Raw genomic sequence first — 21,425 nt, 5'->3', positions numbered from 1 at the left:
CGGCGCCTTGGCGAGGGCAACGTTCCGGCCGGTTGGGAGGGTGCGACCCGGATGGGGCCCGGACGCTCAGTAGACAACGGCTTTTGGCCGGCCCGCAGCCAGCGGGTCCCAGGTCGGACCGAAGGGCACCGGGCCCCGATCCGTAGTCTGGTAGGACGAAGGCACGCGGTCTTACCCAACTCTTGTGGAATCGACACCCCGGTTCGACCGTGCGCAGGCAACCGCGCGATGAGGGGCCACTAGGGTGGACCTCTGCGAACGGACATGAAGGGGCAGTAGTGAACGACGGCGACGAGGACCTCACGGCTGGATCCAAGGTGAGGCAGTTCGGCCCGCTCGGCACCGCCTTGGTGATCATTCCGACCTACAACGAGGCCGAGAACATCAAGACGATCGTCGGCCGGGTGCGCTCGGCCGTGCCCGAGGCGCACATCCTCGTGGCCGACGACAACAGCCCCGACGGCACGGGAAAGATCGCGGACGAACTGGCGGTCGACGACGACCACGTCCAGGTGCTGCACCGCAAGGGCAAGGAGGGCCTGGGCGCCGCCTACCTCGCCGGCTTCCGCTGGGGCCTGGAGCACGGCTACGGCGTCCTGGTCGAGATGGACGCCGACGGGTCGCACCAGCCGGAGGAGCTGCCGCGTCTGCTGACCGCGCTGGACAGCGCCGACCTCGTTCTGGGCTCGCGCTGGGTGCCGGGCGGCCGTGTGGTCAACTGGCCCAAGTCGCGCGAGTTCATCTCCCGGGGCGGAAGCCTCTACTCGCGGATCGCCCTGAACCTGCCGCTGCGCGACATCACCGGCGGCTACCGGGCCTTCCGTCGGGAGACCCTCGAAGGGCTCGGTCTCACCGAGGTCGCCTCGCAGGGGTACTGCTTCCAGGTCGACCTGGCCCGTCGCGCCGTCAAGGCCGGCTACCACGTGGTCGAGGTGCCCATCACCTTCGTGGAGCGCGAGCTGGGCGACTCCAAGATGAGCAAGGACATCCTCGTCGAGGCCCTGTGGCGGGTCACGGCGTGGGGCGTCGGGGACCGCGTCGCCAAGCTCAAGGGCGGCCGCGCGTCCGCCTAGCACGCGCGCCACGGGCCGCCTCCCACGCCCGCTCGTGCGGGTGTACGGGGAGCGGCCCGCGTTGTCGCAGGCCCGGGGCGGTCGCCCTCTTATCCCGCGCTGAGCGGGTGGTGTGCACACTGGGACCATGACCACTGGCGCACCCCCTTCGACCCCTCCCACCCGACCCCGGCGCTCCCGGCGGCGCACCTTCGCTCCGCTGGGCGTCGCCCTGTGGCTGGTGCTGGAGATCTGGCTGCTCGTCCTGGTGGCCGAAGCGACCTCCGGGTTCGTGGTGTTCCTGCTGCTGGTCGCCGGTGTCGTCCTGGGTTCCCTGGTCGTCAAACGAGCCGGGCGACGGGCCCTGAGCAACCTGAGCCAGACGCTGGGCACCCGTTCCCCCGGGCAGCGGACACAGAAGTCGGGCGGGAGCGGCAACGGGCTCACGATGCTCGCCGGCCTGCTGCTCGTCATTCCGGGACTGATCTCGGACGCGGCGGGCCTCGTGCTCCTCGTGCCGCCGATCCAGAAGGCGGTGCGCCGCCTCACGGAGCGGACCATCGACCGCAGGCTGGGCGCGGCGGCCCCCGGAAGCCTGGGCGACGCCTTCCAGCAGGCGCGGATGCACCGCCCCGACGGAAAGGTCGTGCAGGGCGAGGTCGTCAGGGACACCCCGGCGGACGCCCCGCCGCCCCCGCGTCCTCCCCTGACCCACTGACCGGAGGCCTCGCGAAAAAGCGGGCGCCGTACGTCACGGATGACGTACGGCGCCCGCTTCTCACCGATCACGGGCCCACGGCGAACCGCCGGGCCGACTCGGCCTCTCGCGCATCCCCGAGGGGCTACGCGGACTTGCGGCTGTCCCTCGGGTGGACCGCGATGTTCATCGCACCGGAACGGAGGACGGCCAGACGCTCCTCGAGGACCTCTTCGAGCTCCTCGCGGGTACGCCGTTCCATCAGCATGTCCCAGTGCGTACGTGCGGGCTTGGCCTTCTTCTCCTCAGGACCGTCGCCGTCCACGAGAAGTGCTGGGGCCCCGCAGACCTTGCACTCCCACTCCGGCGGAATCTCCGCCTCGACGGAGAAGGGCATCTCGAAGCGGTGCCCCTTCTCGCATGCGTACTCCACGGCCTGGCGCGGTGCCAGGTCGATGCCGCGGTCCGTCTCGTAGCTGGTCACCACGAGGCGCGTGCCGCGAAGAGCTCGCTCACTCATGAATCGTGCCTCCCGGGCTTGTCGCCCACAGGACAGGTGTCGCTGTCGTCGTCATCCGGTCAACGTCCGGTCGGCGGTAAAGATTCCCGTTCCGGGTCATGCGTCGCCGTCGTAGCCGCCCCTTGTTGTACCCACCAACGCCCGGTTTGTCACATCTGCTAGCAGATGTCACCCAGCGTTTCGTCTCCTTTGACGCGCAGTAACGGTACGCCTGGCAGGCCAAACGCGTACACTACAGCCCTTTGCCGTCCAGTGCTAAATCATCTCAGGGACGGGATTGCCCGCGTCGCGCACCGCCTGCCGCACCGGGACCCGGGCCAGCAGCACGAACCCGATCACGAAGAAGATCACCAGTGAGATGATCGAGACCCGGTAGCTTCCGGTCAGCTGGAAGGCCAGCCCGAACAGAAGAGGCCCCAGCCAGCTCATCCCGCGGTCGCTCAGCTCGTACGCCGAGAAGTACTCGGCCTCCTTGCCCGCCGGCACGAGATGGGAGAACAGGGAGCGCGACAGCGCCTGGCTGCCGCCCAGGACCGTTCCGATGCAGGCCGCCAGGACGAAGAACCAGACCGGCGCGTGCGCCGGCAGGAAGTAGCCGCCGGCCAGGATCACGGTCCAGGTGACGAGCGAGCCCAGGATGGTGCGCTTGGCGCCGTACCGTCGGGCCAGCCGCCCCATGCCCAGCGCCCCGCCCACCGCCAGCACCTGCACCAGCAGCACGGCCAGGATCAGCGTGGACTGGCTCATGCCCAGCTCCTCTGAGCCGTAGATCGACGCCTGGGAGATCACCGTCTGGATGCCGTCGTTGTAGATGAGGTACGCCACCAGGAAGGCGAGGGTCAGCGGAGTGCGCCGCATGTGGCGGACCGTGGCGGCCAGCTGGCGCCATCCGTGCACCGCCGGCCCCTGCGCCGCGTGCGCCGTGCGGCGGTCGCGCAGCCGCCGGAGCGGGATCAGGGTGAACGCGCCCCACCAGACGCCGGCGGCGGCCAGGCAGATGCGGACGGCGGCGGCCTCCGAGAGGCTGAACGAGTCGTGCTGCGTGTACAGCACCAGATCCGCGATCAGCATCAGGGCCCCGGCCCCGTAGCCGAAGGCCCAGCCGCGCGAGGAGACGGCGTCGCGTTCCTCGGGAGTCGCGATCTGCGGCAGATAGGAGTTGTAGACCACCATCGAGACGGCCATCGCCGCGTTCGCGACGATCAGCAGGAAGCCGCCGAGCAGATAGCGGGTCCCGTCCAGGAAGAACATTCCCGCGGTGGCCGCGGCCCCCGTGTACGCGCACAGGGCGAGCAGGCCCTTCTTGCGGCCCCCGCGGTCGGCCGCCGCGCCCACGAGCGGCATGAGCACGATCGCGAGCACGACGGACGCGGAGACGCAGTAGGCGAAGAACGAACCCGCCCGCACGGCGACACCGAACGGGTGCACATAGCCGTGGGCGTCCGCCGCGGACCGGGCCACCGCGGTCAGATACGGCCCGAGGAACACGGTCAGGACGCTCGTCGAGTAGACGGCGCACGCCCAGTCGTAGAAGTACCACCCGTGCTGTTCGCGTCTGCGCTCGGCGGCCGAGTCCTCGTCCGCCGTCGACGGCATGGTGTCTATGGGCACCCGTGCCCTCACTTCCCCGGAGTCGTGCGCGGGGCGTTCAGACCCAGGTGCCTCGTTCCTCGAGGACCTTGCGCAATGTGTCGATGTGGTCGGTCATGATGCCATCCACGCCCAGGTCCAGGAGCCTGTGCATACGGTCAACTTCGTTGACCGTCCACACGTGTACCTGCAGGCCAAGGGCGTGCGCGGTGCGCACGAAGCGCCGGTCGACCACCGGGACACCCGACTGGGACTCGGGGACCTGCGCGGCGACGGCCGAGCGGCGCAGCGCCACCGGGACGCCCCAGGAGCGCAGCCGCAGCCCCAGGACGCCGCCGGTGCCGTACGACGTCGCCAGGCGCGGCCCGGCCATGCGCTGGGCACGCGCGAGGCGGGCCTCCGAGAAGGATCCGACGCAGACCCGGTCCCAGGCGTTCCTGCGCTCGATGATCTCCAGTAGGGGGAGCAGCGCCGGCTCGGCCTTGGCGTCCACGTTCCAGCGGACCTCGGGCAGCTCGTCGAGCAGCTCCTCGAACAGCGGCACGGGCTCGCTGCCCGCCACGCGCGCCTGCCGCACGACCGACCACGGCAGGTCCCGGATGCGCCCGGCCCCGTCCGAGACCCGGTCCAGGGTGGAGTCGTGGAACGCCACCAGCCTGCCGTCGGCCGTGGTGTGGACGTCCGTCTCGATGTAGCGGTAGCCCGCGGCGGCGGCGCGCCGGAACTGGGCCAGGGTGTTCTCCAGTCCGTCCGCGTCCCCGCCGCGGTGGGCGAAGGCGATCGGGCCGGGGTGGTCGAGGTAGGGATGGCGTATCGCGTGGGTCACCCGGGCAGTATCGCCTCTTCCGGTTGCCCCGCGGCAACGATCGTGCTGCGGGGCGATGCCGACGGCACGGCGAACACCCGCAGGAAGAACTGGGCGAGCGGCCCGATGGACAGCGCGTACAGCACGGTGCCGACTCCGACCGTGCCCCCGAGCAGGAGGCCGGTGGCCATGACGGTGACCTCCACCGCCGTACGCATCACCCGGATCGAGCGGCCCGTGCGCCGGTGGAGTCCGGTCATCAGGCCGTCGCGCGGCCCGGGACCGAGGTCGGCGGCGATGTAGAGACCGGTGGCCGCGCCGTTGAGCACGACGCCCAGCAGGAGCAGCGGGACGCGCACCGCCAGGGCCCGCACATCGGGCAGCAGGGTGAGGACCGCGTCCATGGCGAACCCGATCACCAGCACGTTCGAGACGGTCCCGAGTCCGGGGCGCTGGCGCAGCGGCACCCACAGCAGCAGGACGGCGGCGCCGACGAGCGTCAGCACCAGCCCCATGTTGAGGCCGGTGACCTTCGACAGGCCCTGGTGCAGGACGTTCCAGGGGTCGAGCCCGAGCCCGGCCTGGACCAGGAGCGCGGAACTGGCCCCGTACAGCGCGAGGCCGGCGTAGAGCTGGAACAGTCGCCGCCCCAGACGGCTCGGACGGCCTCGCGGGGACAAGATGGACAAGCCGGCAGACATGAAGTGACCCCCCAGTGGTGGAAGTGGACTGCTGCATGACACTCTGTGGCGGGGAAAGAGAAGCCATCCATGGCCAATTCGGGGAAGGTGGACTGGAATCCATGGCGCAGTGGACCTCGGCGGTAGGGGCGGCGCAGCTCGCCCGTCTGCTCACCTCCCAGCAGGACCGGCCCGCCGGCCCCGGCGCGCGCCGCCCGGCCGCCTACCGCGCGCTCGCCGACGGCGTCCGGCTGCTCGTCCTCGAGGGCCGGGTGCCGGTCGCGGCCCGGCTGCCCGCGGAGCGGGAGCTGGCGCTCGCCCTGTCCGTGAGCCGGACGACGGTCGCCGCGGCGTACGAGGCGCTGCGTGCCGAGGGCTTCCTGGAGTCCCGGCGGGGAGCGGGCAGCTGGACCGCCGTCCCGGCCGGGAACCCGCTGCCGGCGCGCGGGCTCGAACCCCTTCCGCCCGAGGCGCTGGGCTCGGTGATCGACCTGGGGTGCGCGGCGCTTCCCGCCCCCGAGCCCTGGCTCACCCGCGCGGTGCAGGGCGCCCTGGAGGAGCTGCCGCCGTACGCCCACACGCACGGCGACTACCCGGCCGGACTGCCCGCGCTGCGCGCCACCCTCGCCGACCGCTACACGGCCCGCGGCATCCCGACCATGCCCGAGCAGATCATGGTGACCACCGGTGCCATGGGTGCCATCGACGCGATCTGTCATCTCTTCGCCCCGCGCGGCGAACGCATCGCCGTGGAGTCGCCGTCCTACGCCAACATCCTCCAGCTGATGCGGGAGGCGGGAGCGCGGCTGGTCCCGGTGGCCATGTCCGAGGGGCTCGGCGGCTGGGACATGGAGCGCTGGCGCCAGGTCCTGCGGGACGCCGCGCCGCGGCTCGCCTATGTGGTGGCCGACTTCCACAACCCGACGGGCGCGCTGGCCGACGAGGACCAGCGGCGCCGCCTGGTGGAGGCCGCCCGCTCCGCCGGGACCGTCCTGGTGGTCGACGAGACCATGAGCGAGCTGCACCTGGAGGACGGCCTGGACATGCCGCGGCCGGTGTGCGGATTCGACCCGGCGGGCTCGACCGTGATCACCGTGGGGTCGGCGAGCAAGGCGTTCTGGGCGGGCATGCGGATCGGCTGGGTCCGGGCCGCGCCCGACGTGATCCGCAGCCTGGTCGCGGCCCGCGCCTACGCCGACCTGGGTACGCCCGTGGTGGAGCAGCTGGCCGTGAACTGGCTGCTGAGCACCGGCGGCTGGGAGCAGGCGGTGGAGCTGCGGCGCGAGCAGGCCCGCGAGAACCGGGACGCCCTGGTCGCCGCGGTGCGCCGGGAGCTGCCCACCTGGGAGTTCACGGTGCCGCGCGGCGGCCTCACCCTGTGGGTGCGCGCGGGCGGACTGTCCGGTTCCCGGCTGGCCGAGGCGGGGGAGCGCGTCGGGGTCCGGGTGCCGTCAGGGCCGAGGTTCGGGGTGGACGGCGCGTTCGAGGGGTACGTCCGGCTGCCGTTCACGGTCGGCGGAGCGGTCGCGGACGAGGCGGCGACCCGCCTCGCCGCGGCAGCCCACCTGGTGACCACAGGCGCCACCGCCTCAACGGAGTCCCCCCGCACCTTCGTAGCCTGACCCCCACCCAGGAGCACGGGTCCCCGCCCCCCACCAGGGGCGCGGGGAACCGCGCGAATCGGGGCCACGGACCCGCACCCGACAACGCACCGTCGCGTCACCCAGGGGCGCGGGGAACTGCGCAAAACCCATCCCCGACCCGCACCCGACAACGCACCGTCGCCGCCCATCCAGGGGCGCGGGGAACTGCGCAAACCCCCACCACCGGCGGCGCCACCCCTCACCCCTCCGCCACCATCTGCTCCACAGCCACCCCCCCACCCACCCCGCTGCCCCGCGGCAGCAACCCCAGCACCGCCCGCCGATGCGGCTCACTCGTCGAGTCGTCGTAGGGATCCGGCGTGGCCGGCACCTGGAGCCGGTGCACGGGCCCCGACCCCAGCCGCGCGTACCCGCGCCCCGGCGGCACCTCGCTGGTCGGCGTCGTGTGCGGCGGCACCCCGAGCACGGCTTCCAGCTCCTCCGCGGACGCGGGCCCGAGCGCGACACGGGCGCGCGTGTACCGGCGTACCGCCTCCGACACGCCGTCAAGCCCGTCGAACTGCTCGGCGACGACGACCGTGACGTTCGCCGCCCGCCCGTGCCGCAGGGGCACCTCGAGCAGCGTCTGCGGATCCACCCGCCCGGCGGTCACCGCGAGATGGCCGAGCGCGGTCGGCCGGTCCAGCAGGATCCACAGGGGGCGCCTGATGTCGTCCGGCGCCGACTGGCCGGCCTGCCGCGCACGGTTCGCCGCGATCAGCCGCCGCTCCGTCTCGTTGGTCGCCCACTCCAGGCTGGCCACGGCCCCGGCGAGCCCCGACTCCACGGCCAGCACCCCGTGCCGCCCGGTCAGGCAGGCGTACTCGCCTGTGCCGCCGCCCTCGACGATCAGGACGTCCCCCTGCCGCAGCGCCTGCAGTGCGATCGACCGCACCAGCGTCGTCGTCCCGCTGCCGGGGCCACCGACGATCAGCAGATGCGGTTCGGTGGAGCGGGCGCCCGTCCGCCAGACCACCGGAGGGACGTCGCGCTGCTCCTCCCCGTCGGTGAGGGGAAGGGTGCGCTGGACACCGGTCGGGTCGGTGAAGCCGAGCACGGTCTCGCCCGGCGCGGTCACGAAGCGCTGCGCCGCGATGTCGGTGGGCAGCGGCGGCAGCACCGTCACCGCCAGCTCGTTGCCCTCCTCGTCCCACCGGAAGTGGTACTCGCGGCCCCGGCCGGACTTGGCGTGCAGGAGCCGTTCGATCCGCGAGCGGGACTCGGCCTCGCCGTCCCTGAAGTACGCGGGGTAGCGGATCCGCAGGCGCGAGACGCGGCCCGAGTCGTCGAAGTCGTACGAGGGGAACGCCTCGCCCCAGTCCCCGCCGTGCGCGTACAGCGGGGCCGGATCCTCGGTGGCCGAGAAGTACGGCACCAGGGCCTCGTACAGCGACTGCAGCCGCTTAGTCTGCTCGTCGCTGGGGCCCTTGGGTGCCGCCGCGGTGTGCTCGCGCCCGTGCCAGGCCGCCGCCGCCATCAGCGCGACGGCGGCGAGCAGCGGCCCGTACGGCACCAGTGCCACGACCAGGATCACCGAGGCGACCAGGAAGAACAGCGGACCCCGCCGGTCCTTCGGTGTGTCCGCCCATTTACGCCGCCCCGCCCCCGCCAGCCGGCGCAGTCCCCGTGTGAGGGCGATCAGCGGGTGGAGGATGTCGGTGGCGCCGCCGGCCGCCGTCCGGGCCAGATCCCGGCTGCGGGCGATCTGCGCGCCGCCGGTGCTCAGGATGCGGGGGAGTGGGCGCCGGGCCACGTCGATCTCCAGGGTGTGCGTGCGGTCGGGAGCGGGGTCAGAAGTTGAGCCCGCTGAGGAGCCCCGCGAGACTCTGGCCACCCGCCTTGATGCTGGGGGCGATGGCCGTGCTCGAAAGGTAGAACCCGAAGAGGCCGCAGACGGTGGCATGGTGGCCCTTGAGCCCGTCCTTGCGGCAGAACAGGAAGACGCAGGTGCCGAGCAGGACGACGCTCGAAATGTTCAGAATCATGGGCTCTCTCCTGGTTCGTGGGGGCGGTCACCATGAGTTCTTCCAGATTCACAGAATGTATCCATACGATAAAAGGTGCAACTGGGTGAAATTGTTGAGATTTCGCCCATCCGGTCGAGTGGTCCTGCTTCCGTGAGCGGGCCCGGGGCGTCGAACTGGTCCTGTGGCGATCTTTGCCCGGTGTGGTTCGCTTCGGGGGGTGTCGAAGCCAGTACGCTGGCGATTCACCCGTACGGCGGCACCGCTCGCCACCGGGGTGCGTCCCCAGCAGGAGTAGTGAGAGGCGGTCCGGCCGATGAGCGAAGCCCCCGACCCCGAGGTCGTGGAGCTGGCGACCAAGATCTTCGATCTTGCGCGCCGCGGCGAGACCGAGGCGCTCGTGGCCTACGTGGACGCGGGTGTTCCGGCCAACCTCACCAACGACCGGGGCGACTCCCTGGTGATGCTCGCCGCCTATCACGGGCACGCGGGCACGGTGCGGGCCCTGCTGGAGCGCGGCGGTGACGCCGACCGGATCAACGACCGAGGCCAGACCCCGCTCGCGGGGGCTGCCTTCAAGGGGGAGACCGAGGTCATCCGGGTGCTCCTCGACGGCGGGGCCGACCCCTCCGCGGGCACCCCCTCGGCCGTCGACACCGCACGGATGTTCGATAGGAAGGATCTGCTCGAACTGTTCGGCGTGCAGTGATCCACATGTTCTGACCAGTACGAACAACGAAAACGGGGGAGGCGGTACGGGGCCGCCCGAAATATGGTCGCGGCAGCGCGAGAGCCCGAGTCATCATGACGTCGTGATTCACGGACGCGATGGCTGGGCAGGTGTTGCCGCGCCACGCGGGCCGTGACGCGGTCCGCATGGGCCACCGACGAGAGGCAGAGGAAGATGGTCTACAGCAAGCACGAGACGGCGGGCGCTCCGACGTGTTGTCACACGGCCAGGTAGTGGGTGGTTCCCGGTCGCGTCGACGCTTGATGTGAGGCATTTTCCCATGTTCGAACCGGTCATAGCGCCCAGCGGCACCCTGCTGGGCCTCCTCCAGCGGGGGCGCGGCGACGGCACGCTGCACGCGCTCACCGCACCGCGCGCCGAGGCGCTCGCGGCTCTCGACCACTGCGTCCTCGGCGACCCCCGCCGCGACTGGCAGGTCGAGAACCGCTCGCTCTACTACGCCCGTCTTTACCTCGACCTGGACGGCGGACTCGACGCCATCGAGGCGCACCTCTTCAGCGCCGAGGACATCCTCGACACCGAGGACTGCCGCACGGGCCTCGCCCTCGCCGTCCTCGGCCATCTCGCCTCCTATGGCAGGCGCGATGCCCTCGACCTGCTGCGCAGGTACGCCGCCTCGGGCAGCAACTGGGCCTGGGCCCTGGACGAGCTGGCGCTGCGGGACGACGACGCGGGGCTGCGCGCGCTCGCCGCCCCCGTGCTCGCCCGCTTCCCGGCCGACGCCGAGGGAGAGGCCGAGCTGGCCGCCGCCGTGCGGGACGCCTTCGAGCCGCGCCCGTGGCGGCTGTGGGCCGAGGACCCGCGCGAGTCCATCGCCGGGCGCGTGCGTGCCGCCCGGGAGGCCGGCTCCTTCGACCGGTGGCAGCGGCAACTGCGCCCGCCGGGCCCCCGCCCGGGCTGGAGCGTCAAGTCCGTCTTCGACTGGGCCCAGCAGGGCCTCGACCGCGGCGCCATGCTGCATGTCCCCGCCGCCCGCTGCCTCGTCGCGGTGGCAGGCCCCGAGGACCGGCCGGAGATCGTCGAGGCCGCCCGCTCGGGTGGCGACGGCGCCCGCTGCACGGCGCTGCGCTATCTCGCCGACACCGACGACCCGCAGGCCCTCGACCTCATCGAGGCGACCCTGGCCGACGGGTCCGCGCTCGCCGTCGACGCGGCCGTGGACGCCTTCGAACGCATGCGCTCCGTCGCCGCCGTCGACCGCGCCCGCGGCTGGGCGCACCGGCCCGACGCCCTGGGCGCCGCGGCCGGACGGGTCCTCGCCTGCCGGGGCGGCGCGCAGGACCGCGACCTGGTGCTCGCGGCGCTGCGCGAAGCCGTGCGCGGCGAGGGACCCGACGCCCCCACCCTGTGGACCCTGGTCGACGGCACCGGACGCCTCGGCATCGCCTGTGCCGCGCCGGTACTGCGCCACATCTACCGGGAGACCGCCTCGTCCCATCTGCGCGGCCGCGCCGCCCGCGCCCTGGCCTCGACCGACCCCTCCTTCCCCACCGGATTCGCCGTCGAGTGCCTCTGGGACTGCGAGGAGTCCACCCGCGAGGTCGCGGCACGGCACGCCGAGACCGGGGACGCGCGCGTCGTGGAGCGGCTGCGCCGCCTCGCGATGGATCCGGCCGAGGAGGACGAGGTGCAGACCGCCGTCCGCAGCCGGATCGGGCCGGACGCGGCGACGGCGTGAACGTTCGGTGGCCCGGAGGGCGGGCGGGTATGGACACGGGCTGACCTGCCGGGCCGTGCAGCCCAACGCTCATGGGACGTTCCCCGGCCGGAAAGATCGAAGTTGACGCGGCCACGTCCGGCACGGCGAGAACACGGGTATGCGTGTCGTCATCGTGACCGAATCCTTTCCCCCCGATGTGAACGGCGTGGCCCACTGCGCGCTTCAGACCGCCCGGCACCTCGTCGAACGCGGTCACGCTCCCCTCGTCGTCGCCCCGGCCACTCCCCGGTCCCAGGCCTCGCCCGAGCGGGCAGCCGGCGCCATGACCGGCGGGCCCGAAGCCCTGGCCACGTGCCCCGTCGTCCACGTCCCCTCCCTCCCGCTCCCCGGCTACCCCCAGGTCCGCGTCGCCCTCCCCAGCCGACGCGTCGCCGCCGCCATCACCGAACACCGCGCGGACATCGTGCACCTGGCCAGCCCCTTCGTCCTCGGCGTCCGCGGCATGGCCGCCGCCTCCCGACTGGGCATCCCGGCCGTCGCCATCTACCAGACCGACCTCGCGGGATACGCCCGCACCTACATGGGCGCCGGCGAGGCCGCCGCCTGGCGGCGCATCCGCTCCGTGCACGCCGCCGCCGACCGCACCCTCGCGCCCTCCAGCGCGGCCCAGCGGGACCTGGAGGCACACGGTGTGCCCCGGGTCCGGCTGTGGCGGCGCGGCGTCGACACGGTCCGCTTCCGCCCCGACCTGCGCGACGAGGCGATGCGCCGCGAACTCGCCCCGAACGGTGAACTGATCGTCGGCTACGTGGGCCGCCTCGCCCCCGAGAAGCACGTCGAACTGCTCGCCGGCGTCTGCGGCCTGGACGGCGTGCGCGTCGTCGTGGTCGGCGACGGGCCGAGCAAGCCGGCGCTGAGGGCCGCCCTGCCCGGCGCCGTCTTCCTGGGCCGCCGCACCGGCGACGAACTCGCCCGGATCTTCGCCTCGCTGGACGTCTTCGCCCACACCGGCCCGTTCGAGACGTTCTGCCAGACCGTGCAGGAGGCCATGGCGAGCGGGGTGGCGGTCGTGGCACCCGCGGCGGGCGGCCCCCTTGACCTGGTGGACCACGGCCGCACCGGACTGCTCGTGCCGCCGGGCGACGCCGACGCGGTACGGGACGCGGTCGCCTCGCTGGCGGCCGACCCCGACCGGCGGATCATGTACGGGATCACCGCGCGCACCACGGTCGAGGGCCGCACCTGGTCCGCCGTGGGCGACCAGCTCATCGACCACTACACGGACGTGCTCGCCGAGCGCCGGACGGCGGTGGCCGCATGAGCTTCGCGACCGAACGCGTCGGCCGCGGTCTGCGGATCGTCCGGCTCGCCAACTTCGTGGCCCCCGCCTCCGGCGGTCTGCGCACCGCCCTGCGCGAACTGGGCAAGGGCTTCAAGGAGGCAGGGCACGAGCCCGTCCTCGTCATCCCCGGCGAGCGCCACACCGACCAGGAGACCGAGCAGGGCCGGGTCATCACCCTGCCCGGCCCGCTGCTGCCCGGCACCGGCGGATACCGGGTCCTCACGGACAAGCGGCGCGTCGCCGCCCTCCTGGAGGACCTGGACCCCGACCGGCTCGAGGTCTCCGACCGCACGACGCTGCGCTGGACCGGGAAGTGGGCGCGGCGCGCCCGCGTCCCCGCCGTGATGGTCTCCCACGAGACCGCCGACGGCGTGCTGCGCACCTGGGGCCTGTCGGAGAACGTCTCCCGTCGCGCGGCCGACGCCCTCAACACCCGCACCGCGCACACCTACGCACGCGTGGTGTGCACCACCGAGTTCGCCGAGCGCGAGTTCGTGCGGATCGGGGCCCGCAACGTCGTCCGGGCCCCGCTCGGCGTCGACCTGGAGCAGCGCACCCCCGCACTGCGGGGCGCCGGCCTGCGCGCGGGCTACGCGCGCGCCGACGAGACGCTGCTGGTGATGTGCTCGCGGCTGTCGGTGGAGAAGCGCCCAGGCACGGCTCTGGACGCCCTGGAGGCGCTGCGGCGGCGCGGGCGGCGCGTGGTGCTGGTCGTCGCCGGGGACGGCCCGCTGCGCGTCAGGCTCGAACAACGGGCCCGGGAGCGGGGCCTGCCGGTCACCTTCCTCGGCCACGTGGGCGACCGCGACCTGCTCGGCTCCCTCCAGGCCTCCGCGGACGTCTGCCTGGCCCCGGGCCCCGCCGAGACGTTCGGGCTGGCCGCCCTGGAGGCGATGGCTTGCGGCACCCCCGTGGTGGCCAGCGCCCTGTCCGCGCTGCCCGAGGTCATCGGGTCGGCCGGTGCGACCGCCGTCAACACGGGCGGCGCCTTCGCCGACGCCATCGAAGGGCTCATGGAGCGTCCGGAGGCCGACCGCCGGGCCGCGGCACGCGCGCGTGCCGAGTGCTTCGGCTGGCGGACCGCCGTGGACGCCTTCCTCGCGGCCCACGACGCCCAGCCGTCCGGCGCGCTCCACGTCCGGCACACCGCCCGGGAGGGCGTGGCATGACACCCCCGCGGTTCGTGGCGCTCGGCGACTCCCTGACGGAAGGCGTGGGCGACCCGGTCGGGGACACCTGGCGGGGCTGGGCCGCGCTGCTCGCCGAAGGCCTCCCGGCCCGGTTCACCAACCTGGCCGTCAGCGGGGCCCAGACCCGGGACGTCCTGGAACGGCAGACTCCGGCGGCGCTGGAGCTGACCCCGGACCTCGTCTCCGTCGTCATCGGCGTCAACGACACCCTGCGCTGCACCTTCGACATCCACGCCGTCGCCGCCCGACTGGACCAGGTGTACGCGGCCTTCCGGGCCCAGGGCGCCGTCCTGCTGACGGCCTGTCTGCCCGACCCGGGCTCGATGCTCCGGCTGCCCGGATCCCTGGCACGCCCGCTGGCCCGGCGCCAGCGGGCGGTGAACACGGTCGTGCACGCGCTGTCCGAACGGTACGGGGCGGTGCATCTGCACGCGGCGGAGGGCGGCTGGGTCACCGACCGCGCCATGTGGAGCGCGGACCGGCTGCACCCGGGGGAGCGCGGACACCGCCAACTCGCCCTGCACTTCCATGAACTGCTCGCTCGGAAGGGCCTGGCCACGGGCACCGCGCCGTCGGCGGATCCCGAGTTCGCCCCGCCCACCCGCTCGGCGAGCCTGTGGTGGCTGGCCACGGCGGGCACGGGCTGGGTGGCGAGGCGCTGCACCGACCTGCTCCCGCAACTTCTCACCCTGGCCGCCTCCGAGGTGCGCCACAAGGCCCGCGGCACGAGCGCCCGCCTGGACCTGACGGCGTCCCACGCGGTGACGGCGGCCCTGGCGGCCCTGACCCCGGCCGACCGACCGGACCCCGCCTGACCCCTGGAGCGCGGCCCCGACCCCCGAGCGGACAGGAGCGGGGCCCACCAGGGGTCGACGAGGGCGCGGGGTTCCGGCCGGTCGGCCCCCGACTCCTCGTGGGGCGGGAGAGCCGACCACGCTCCCGCGCCGTACCCGTCACACCGTCACCCACCCGCCCCGCCGCCGCACGCCCACGAACCGCACCACCGTCCCCGGGGCGGCCTGCCCGGCCGCCGCGAGATCCGCACCCCGCACGACCCCCACCACCGGATACCCCCCGGTGGTCGGATGGTCGGCGAGGAACACCACCGGCCTGCCGTCCGGCGGCACCTGCACCGCCCCCGACACCATCCCCTCGCTGGGCAGTTCCCGCCGCAGCGCCGGGGCCCGCACCAGGGCCGGCCCCTCGGTGCGCAGCCCGACCCGGTTGCTCGCGGACGACACCCGGTACGCGCGCGTGAGGAACGTCCGGACCGACTCCGCCGTGAACCAGTCGTGCCGCGGCCCGAGCGTCACCCGCAGCACCAGTTCTGCGGGCGGTGCCACCCACGCGGCGGCGTCCACGCCCGCACCCGCCCGGCCACCCCGCGCCGGTTCGCCGAGCGGCAGCACGTCACCGGTCGCCAGCGGCGCCGGCCCCAGCCCGGACAGCAGATCCGTGGACCGGCTCCCCAGCACCGGTTCGACGGCCACCCCGCCCGCCACGCCGACGTAGCCGCGTACCCCCCCTCGCGCGCGCCCGACATCGAGGAGCGCGCCGCCCGGTACCCGTACCGGCGCACCCCAGGCGGCGGGGCGGCCGTCGACCGTGACCGCGCAGGGCGCCCCGCCCACCACGACGGTCACCTCGTGGCGGGGCCGCACGGCACACCCGTCGAGCGTGGTCTCCAGGACGGCCGCCCCGGGCGGGTTCCCGACCAGCCGGTTGACCAGGGCCGCCGCCGGCATGTCCAGCGCCCCGGACCTCGGCACCCCCAGATGGGCATGGCCGGGCCGCCCGAGGTCCTGCACCGTGGTCAGCGCCCCCGCCCGTACGACGCACAGCGCCCGGTCCGCCATCAGACCTCCACCGGCACGAAGCGGACCCGGGCGCCCGGTGCGAGCAGCGCGGCCGGGACGCGCGTGGGGTCCCACAGCACCGCGTCGGTGGTGCCGACGAGCTGCCAGCCGCCCGGCGACGAGCGCGGGTAGACGCCCGTGTAGGGGCCCGCGAGGCCCACGGCCCCGGCCGGGACGGCGGTGCGCGGGGTCGCCCGGCGGGGCACCCGATACCGGTCGGGCAGCCCGGTCAGATAGCCGAAGCCGGGCGCGAACCCGCAGAAGGCCACCCGGAACTCGACCGCCGCGTGGATCCGCCCGACCTCCCGCGGCGCGACGTCCCACAGGGCGGCCACCTCCGCCACGTCGGGCCCGTCGTACCGTACGGGGATCTCGACCGGCTCCCCGGCGCGCGCCGCGACCGGCGGGATCTCCCAGCCGGTGAGCCGCGCCGCGAACCGTGCCGGCTCGGCCAGCCCGGCGAGCAGCACGGTACGGGCCGCCGGCACGATCTCGCGCACCGCCAGCTCCCCGGCGCCCCTGCGCCGCAGCAGTTCGGCGTGCAGGGCCTCGGCCTCCTCGCCCGAGGACACCTCCAGGAGCAGGGCGTCGTCCCCGACCGGCAGCGCCCTCATGCGAAGGGCTCCACCCGGACGCCGCACGTCTCCAGCTCGGCGCGCACCCGGCGGGCCAGATCCACCGCGCCGGGTGTGTCGCCGTGCAGGCACAGAGATCGCGCGCGTACGGGGATGTCGCGCCCGCCGAGCGCGCTGACGACCCCGAGGCGGGCGAGGTCCACCGACCGCTCCACCACGGCGTCGGGGTCGGTGACCACGGCGCCGTCCTGGCCGCGCGGCACGAGGGTGCCCTCCTCGGTGTACGCCCGGTCCGCGAACGCCTCGGTGACGACCGGGAGTCCGGCCTTGGCCGCCACCTCCAGGAACCGTGATCCGGGCAGCCCGAGCACGGGCAGTCCGGCGTCCGCGAGCAGCACACCGTCCACGACCGCCTCGGCCTGACGCGCGTCACCCACCACCCGGTTGTAGAGCGCGCCGTGCGGCTTGACGTACGACACACGGGAGCCCGCCGCACGGGCGAAGACCTCCAGCGCCCCGATCTGGTAGGCGACCTCGGCGGCCAGCTCGCCGGACGGCACGTCCATCGCGCGCCGCCCGAACCCGGCCAGGTCCCGGTAGGAGACCTGGGCGCCGATCCGTACGCCCCGTTCGGCCGCCAGCTCGCACACGCGGCGCATGGTGGCCGGGTCCCCGGCGTGGAAGCCGCAGGCCACGTTGGCGCTCGTGACGACGGACAGCAGCTGCTCGTCGTCGGTGAGCCGCCACCGGCCGAAGCCCTCGCCCAGGTCGGCGTTCAGATCGATCATGGTCTCTCCCCTGCGGCCACATGCCGCGTGCGATGGACGACGTCAGGCGACGCGGTACTGCTCGTCGCGCGCGTCGGTGATGAACATCTGCCCCGGTGCGTGGGTGCGGGCGAACGGCGGGCGTGAGGCCATCACCGCGGCCTGCGGGGTCACACCGCAGGCCCAGAACACCGGGATGTCGTCCGCCCGGTCCACCCTCACCGCAGCTCCGTCCCGCGCGTCTCCGGCAGGCCCAGCAGCGCGAGGGCCGCGAGGGCGTACCCGACGGCACCGAACACCAGCGCGCCGCCCACGCCCCAGCCGTCGGCGAGGAAGCCCACGAGGGTGGGGAAGACGGCGCCCACGGCGCGGCCGGTGTTGTAGGTGAACCCCTGCCCCGTGGCGCGCACGGCGGCCGGGTACAGCTCGCTCAGATAGGACCCGAAGCCGCTGAAGATCGCGGACATGCAGAAGCCGAGCGGGAATCCGAGCACCAGGAGAAGGGTGTCGGCGCCGCTGGGGATGTTCGCGTACGTCAGGACGCAGATCGCCGACAGCAGGGCGAACAGCCAGATGGTCCGCTTGCGTCCGAGCGCGTCCGTGAGGTGGCCGCCCGCCAGGTAGCCGAGGAAGGCGCCGGAGATGAGGAGCGTCAGATAGGCGCCGGTGCCGACGACGGACAGGCCGCGCTCGGTCTTGAGATAGGTCGGCACCCAGGTCGCCAGCGTGTAGTAGCCGCCCTGCACTCCGGTGGACAGCAGGCTCGCGAACACCGTGGTGCGCAGCAGACCGGGCGTCTCGGCCGTGCCCCGCGTGAAGATCTCCGCGAACGACCCCTTGCGCGCGCTCTGTTCGCGTCGGGCGGCCGCCTGCGGCGCGTCGTGCACCCGGCGGCGCATCCAGATCACCAGCAGCGCGGGGAGCGCTCCCGTCCAGAACATCACGCGCCAGGCCAGATCGTCGCCGAGGAAGGAGAAAACCAGGGTGTAGGCGACGGCGGCCAGCGCCCAGCCGACGGCCCAGGAGCTCTGGACCGCCCCGAGGGTACGGCCCCGGTTCCTGCTGTTCGCGTACTCGGCGACCAGGACCGCGCCGACCGCCCACTCCCCGCCGAAACCGAGGCCCTGGAGGGCGCGGAAGACGAGCAGCCACTCGTAGGTGGGCGCGAAACCGCAGGCGACCGTGAACACGGCGTAGGTCACCACGGTGATCATCAGGGCTCTGACCCGTCCGATGCGGTCGGCCAGCACCCCGCCGATGGCGCCGCCGACCGCCGAGACCACCAGGGTGACCGTCGTGAACAGTCCGGTCTGGCCGCTGTCGAGACCGAAGTACGCCGCCAGGGCGACCATGCTCAGCGGCAGCGTGAAGTAGTCGTACGAGTCGAGGGCGTAGCCGCCGAACGCGCCGGCGAAGGCCCGGCGGCCCTGCGGGCCGAGCGCGCGCAGCCAGCCGAACGGGCCGTCGTCGGCGATGTGTTCGTCCGCTTCGGGAGGGGTGTCGGAGGTCAGGGACCGGGAGGGGGGCGGAGTCGTGCTCACGGGCACCTCGCAAGGGGGGACGGAGGGTGCTTGGGGGACGAGCCGTCGGTCGCGGCGCCCGGAGCGGAACACGGTGGGCGCCGTGCAGAGCACCGTAGAGGATTGTTGAACGATTCTTCAATAGCCGTGTGGACTCGTGTTGTCCCGTTCCTGTCCTTGCGCTTGAATTCCGGCATGACGGAGCAGCTGACGGGACTGGCCTCGGACCGCGCCCTGCTGGGACGCACCAGCACCGCGGAACGGGTCTCGGACATCCTCAGGAGTCGTATCGCCGAGGGCTACTTCGCCCCCGGCACCCGGCTCTCGGAGGACGGCATCGGCGGGGCGCTCGGTGTCTCGCGCAACACCCTGCGCGAGGCGTTCCGCCTGCTCACCCACGAGAGGCTCCTGGTTCACGAGCTGAACCGCGGAGTCTTCGTCCGGGTGCTGACGGTCGAGGACGTCCAGGACATCTACCGCACCCGCGGCCTGGTCGAACGCGCCGTGGTGCGCGGCCTGGGAGACCCGCCCTACGCCCTGGACCGCATGACCGAGGCCGTCGAGGAGGGCCGCCGCGCGGTGCGGGACGGCGACTGGAACGGCCTGGGCACAGCCAACATCCACTTCCACCGGGAACTGGTGGCGCTGGCGGGCAGCGAACGCACCGACGAGCTGATGCGCAGTGTCTTCGCCGAGCTGCGCCTGGCCTTCCACGTGGTGGACGACCCCCGCGCGCTCCACGAGCCGTATCTCACCCGGAATCAGCAGATCCTGGCGGCCCTGCGCACCGGCGACCGCCCCCGGGCCGAAACCCTCCTGGAGGCCTACCTCCACGACTCCCTGACCCGCATGGTGGAGGTCTACCACCGCCGAGTGAACCCCGAGCCCTGAGCCACCGGCCGACCAGGGGCGCGGGAAACGGCGCAAACCCCACGACGCACCCGCAGTCGACGACGCACAGGAAGAAGCGCCCGGCCAGGGGCGCGGGGAACTACGCAAAACCCACCACGTGCCCGCAGCCGACAACGCGCCGGAGCACCCCGACCAGGGGCGCGGGGAACTGCGCGAAGACCACGACGCACCGGCAGTCGACGACGCACAGGAAGAAGCGCCCGGCCAGGGGCGCGGGGAACTGCGCAAAACCCACCACGTGCCCGCAGCCGACAACGCGCCGGAACACCCCCATCAGGGGCGCGGGGAACTGCGCAAAACGCCCACGCCCCCGCAGGGCCCCCCGCCGTTTGGGTCGATGTCGGACCAAGGACCTAATCTGTGCACCGTGACTTCGCCCGCCCCGACGGACCCCGTTCCGCCCCAGCTCAGCCCGGCCCCGGCCGCGCGCCCGGCCCCGGGCCCGGCCGCCGACGAGGGCCTGGCGCGTCGGCTGCGCGCGCTCGCCTGCACGGCACCCCTGCACGACCTGGACGCCCGCAAGGCGAACCTGGCCGGCGAGTTCTCGGTGTACGGAATGTCCGAAGTCGCCCTCGCGGCCATCGACCTGGTCACGCTGAACATGGACTTCGACACGGGCGCGGACCACGACCAGATAGTCGCGAGGCTCACCCCCCGCATCGCCGCCCAGGCCCCCGCACGCCCCGCCGAGGAACACGAGCGCGTGGCCCGCTGGGTCCTGGAGAACCTGATCAACGTCGGCAGCGTCGACCGCGGCTTCCGCGCCGTGTACGGCACCTTCTCCCCGGACGGCACCTATGTCCGCAGGGACTACGACTTCAAGCTGATCGAGGAGGTGCCCGGCTACGGCGGAGGCGTGTATCTGCGCACCACCGACGAGGCGGTCAACGTCCTCGTCGGCGCGCTCGACACGGACGTCACCAGCGCCCAGATCGCGGCCGAGGTCAAACTAGAGGTACTGATCAGCCGCGGCCGCCTCGCCGACGCCCAACTCGCCGCCGAGCAGGCGCGCTACCGGACCGTGCAGTACTCGGAGTCGCTGCGCAGGGCCCTGGAGGCGACCCGGCGCAACGTGCGCGCGGTGGACTGGCTGAGCGCCGTGCCCGACATGATCGCCGAGGCCCTCGACCACGTCGCCGACCGCTACCGGCACGAGAACGCGATCCTCACCAACATCCGCAAGGCCCGTGACGAGTCCGAGGACCCCGAGCAGAAGCGGCGCGCCGCCGAACTGGTCGACATCGTCAAGGACTGCATCCGCCGCCACACGCAACTGCAGTCCCGGCTCCTGGAGGCGGGACCCCTGTTCCGCGCGGAGCAGGACCGCCAGGCGTTCGCCGCCCCGCAGGCCACGTCGGGCACGGACCTGTACGGGCATCTCCTCGCCCCGCTGCTCCCGCTCCCGCTGGAGCAGGCCATCCGGGTCACGGACGCGTTCTTCACCCAGGGGACAGGCCTGCGCACCCCCGATTCGGTCCGTGTCGGCGACCTGGTCGACCTGCTGCTGACGCCCCCGGTGGAGCGCGAGCACCTCGGGGCCGAGATGCCCGAGCCCGACCTGATCGCCACACCGGACGACAGCCGGTTCAGCGAGGAGCAGCTCGCCGCCGCCACCGGACTGCTCGACCTTCCGGCGGACGCACCGCGCCGCCTGTCCGGACTTCTCGCCGAGGCGCGCCGCCAGGACCCCGAACTGCCCTACCTGGTGGCCCTCCTGGCCGTCCACGCGGCCAGCCCCCCGGTCGGCACGGCCTACCGGCAGGGCGAGGAGAAGCTGCTGTTCGCCGTGGACGACGGCATCGAACTGGACGACCCCGAGTTCGGCGGCGCGGATCTGATCGTCGGCACGGCCCTGCTGGACGCGGCGGGCATGGCGGCGGACCGGACGGAAGCCGCATGAC

Annotated in this window: 20 protein-coding genes and 1 pseudogene; 10 read left to right on the top strand and 11 right to left on the bottom strand. The window is 73.3% G+C overall.

Features of this window, described 5'->3' with window-relative positions; genetic code table 11:
* Positions 1–278: 278 nt before the first annotated feature.
* Together AB0C59_RS30990 and fxsA are read left to right on the top strand one after the other, a co-directional pair.
* Entirely contained in the window at positions 279–1,073 is a 795-nt protein-coding gene (locus AB0C59_RS30990) for a polyprenol monophosphomannose synthase (protein WP_363010476.1), read from the top strand.
* Positions 1,074–1,200: 127 nt separating this feature from the next.
* Positions 1,201–1,770 carry an FxsA family membrane protein gene (gene fxsA, locus AB0C59_RS30985; RefSeq protein WP_363010474.1) on the top strand — a complete coding sequence of 190 codons (570 nt, stop codon included), beginning with the start codon at positions 1,201–1,203 and terminating at the stop codon, positions 1,768–1,770.
* A 124-nt stretch (positions 1,771–1,894) separates the two neighbouring features.
* Here fxsA and AB0C59_RS30980 read toward each other — a convergent pair whose 3' ends face one another.
* The 4 genes from AB0C59_RS30980 to AB0C59_RS30965 all read right to left on the bottom strand — a co-directional run bounded on the left by AB0C59_RS30980 (position 1,895) and on the right by AB0C59_RS30965 (position 5,344).
* Positions 1,895–2,269: an RNA polymerase-binding protein RbpA gene (locus AB0C59_RS30980; protein ID WP_009187548.1), complete on the bottom strand. Its 375-nt coding sequence runs from the start codon at positions 2,267–2,269 to the stop codon at positions 1,895–1,897.
* A gap of 255 nt (positions 2,270–2,524) precedes the next feature.
* Positions 2,525–3,880, bottom strand: coding sequence for an MFS transporter (locus tag AB0C59_RS30975; protein WP_363010472.1), 1,356 nt, complete (start codon positions 3,878–3,880; stop codon positions 2,525–2,527).
* Positions 3,881–3,917: 37 nt separating this feature from the next.
* Positions 3,918–4,685, bottom strand: a complete 768-nt coding sequence (locus tag AB0C59_RS30970; RefSeq protein WP_363010470.1) for a glycerophosphodiester phosphodiesterase — start codon at positions 4,683–4,685, stop codon at positions 3,918–3,920.
* On the bottom strand, positions 4,682–5,344 hold the full coding sequence (locus AB0C59_RS30965; RefSeq protein ID WP_363010523.1) for a hypothetical protein: 663 nt from the start codon (positions 5,342–5,344) through the stop codon (positions 4,682–4,684). Before AB0C59_RS30965 ends, AB0C59_RS30970 begins: the two co-directional genes overlap by 4 nt.
* Before the next feature lie 122 nt (positions 5,345–5,466).
* Between AB0C59_RS30965 and AB0C59_RS30960 the strand changes: the two genes are divergently transcribed.
* Entirely contained in the window at positions 5,467–6,966 is a 1,500-nt protein-coding gene (locus AB0C59_RS30960; RefSeq protein ID WP_363010468.1) for a PLP-dependent aminotransferase family protein, read from the top strand.
* Between the two features lie 220 nt (positions 6,967–7,186).
* On the opposite strand, the gene AB0C59_RS30955 is transcribed toward AB0C59_RS30960, so the two are convergent.
* Entirely contained in the window at positions 7,187–8,740 is a 1,554-nt protein-coding gene (locus AB0C59_RS30955) for a hypothetical protein (protein ID WP_363010466.1), read from the bottom strand.
* 37 nt (positions 8,741–8,777) lie between these two features.
* A complete protein-coding gene (locus AB0C59_RS30950; protein WP_360975902.1) occupies positions 8,778–8,972 on the bottom strand; it encodes a hypothetical protein in 195 nt (64 codons plus the stop codon).
* Positions 8,973–9,267: 295 nt separating this feature from the next.
* On the opposite strand from AB0C59_RS30950, the gene AB0C59_RS30945 reads away from it, so the two are divergent.
* The 5 genes from AB0C59_RS30945 (at position 9,268) to AB0C59_RS30925 (ending at position 14,709) form a co-directional block, all read left to right on the top strand.
* Positions 9,268–9,660, top strand: coding sequence for an ankyrin repeat domain-containing protein (locus AB0C59_RS30945; RefSeq protein WP_363010464.1), 393 nt, complete (start codon positions 9,268–9,270; stop codon positions 9,658–9,660).
* A gap of 301 nt (positions 9,661–9,961) precedes the next feature.
* Complete coding sequence (locus AB0C59_RS30940) at positions 9,962–11,380, top strand: HEAT repeat domain-containing protein (RefSeq protein WP_363010462.1); 1,419 nt, start codon at positions 9,962–9,964, stop codon at positions 11,378–11,380.
* 139 nt (positions 11,381–11,519) lie between these two features.
* Positions 11,520–12,683, top strand: a complete 1,164-nt coding sequence (locus tag AB0C59_RS30935) for a glycosyltransferase family 1 protein (RefSeq protein WP_363010460.1) — start codon at positions 11,520–11,522, stop codon at positions 12,681–12,683.
* A complete protein-coding gene (locus tag AB0C59_RS30930; RefSeq protein ID WP_363010458.1) occupies positions 12,680–13,873 on the top strand; it encodes a glycosyltransferase in 1,194 nt (397 codons plus the stop codon). The genes AB0C59_RS30935 and AB0C59_RS30930 overlap by 4 nt, the downstream gene beginning before the upstream one ends.
* Complete coding sequence (locus tag AB0C59_RS30925; RefSeq protein WP_363010456.1) at positions 13,870–14,709, top strand: SGNH/GDSL hydrolase family protein; 840 nt, start codon at positions 13,870–13,872, stop codon at positions 14,707–14,709. Before AB0C59_RS30930 ends, AB0C59_RS30925 begins: the two co-directional genes overlap by 4 nt.
* A gap of 138 nt (positions 14,710–14,847) precedes the next feature.
* On the opposite strand, the gene AB0C59_RS30920 is transcribed toward AB0C59_RS30925, so the two are convergent.
* The 5 genes and pseudogenes from AB0C59_RS30920 to AB0C59_RS30900 all read right to left on the bottom strand — a co-directional run bounded on the left by AB0C59_RS30920 (position 14,848) and on the right by AB0C59_RS30900 (position 18,633).
* The gene (locus AB0C59_RS30920) at positions 14,848–15,750 is read right to left on the bottom strand and encodes a biotin-dependent carboxyltransferase family protein (protein ID WP_363010454.1); all 903 of its coding nucleotides are present in this window, start codon (positions 15,748–15,750) and stop codon (positions 14,848–14,850) included.
* Positions 15,750–16,364, bottom strand: coding sequence for an allophanate hydrolase subunit 1 (locus AB0C59_RS30915; protein ID WP_363010452.1), 615 nt, complete (start codon positions 16,362–16,364; stop codon positions 15,750–15,752). Before AB0C59_RS30915 ends, AB0C59_RS30920 begins: the two co-directional genes overlap by 1 nt.
* Positions 16,361–17,113: a 5-oxoprolinase subunit PxpA gene (locus tag AB0C59_RS30910; RefSeq protein ID WP_363010450.1), complete on the bottom strand. Its 753-nt coding sequence runs from the start codon at positions 17,111–17,113 to the stop codon at positions 16,361–16,363. The genes AB0C59_RS30915 and AB0C59_RS30910 overlap by 4 nt, the downstream gene beginning before the upstream one ends.
* 42 nt (positions 17,114–17,155) lie before the next feature.
* A pseudogene (locus AB0C59_RS30905) lies at positions 17,156–17,296 on the bottom strand (DUF1445 domain-containing protein); the annotation flags it as partial.
* 14 nt (positions 17,297–17,310) lie between these two features.
* The gene (locus AB0C59_RS30900; RefSeq protein WP_363010448.1) at positions 17,311–18,633 is read right to left on the bottom strand and encodes an MFS transporter; all 1,323 of its coding nucleotides are present in this window, start codon (positions 18,631–18,633) and stop codon (positions 17,311–17,313) included.
* Positions 18,634–18,807: 174 nt separating this feature from the next.
* On the opposite strand from AB0C59_RS30900, the gene AB0C59_RS30895 reads away from it, so the two are divergent.
* Both AB0C59_RS30895 and AB0C59_RS30890 read left to right on the top strand, forming a co-directional pair.
* Positions 18,808–19,503, top strand: coding sequence for a GntR family transcriptional regulator (locus tag AB0C59_RS30895; RefSeq protein ID WP_363010446.1), 696 nt, complete (start codon positions 18,808–18,810; stop codon positions 19,501–19,503).
* Positions 19,504–19,891: 388 nt separating this feature from the next.
* Complete coding sequence (locus AB0C59_RS30890) at positions 19,892–21,424, top strand: hypothetical protein (protein WP_363010444.1); 1,533 nt, start codon at positions 19,892–19,894, stop codon at positions 21,422–21,424.
* Position 21,425 lies beyond the last annotated feature (1 nt).

Source organism: Streptomyces sp. NPDC048664, from assembly GCF_040650555.1.
Lineage (GTDB): Bacteria > Actinomycetota > Actinomycetes > Streptomycetales > Streptomycetaceae > Streptomyces.
Note: the sequence above shows the minus strand (reverse complement) of the source record. Positions and strands in the feature narration are given on the sequence as shown.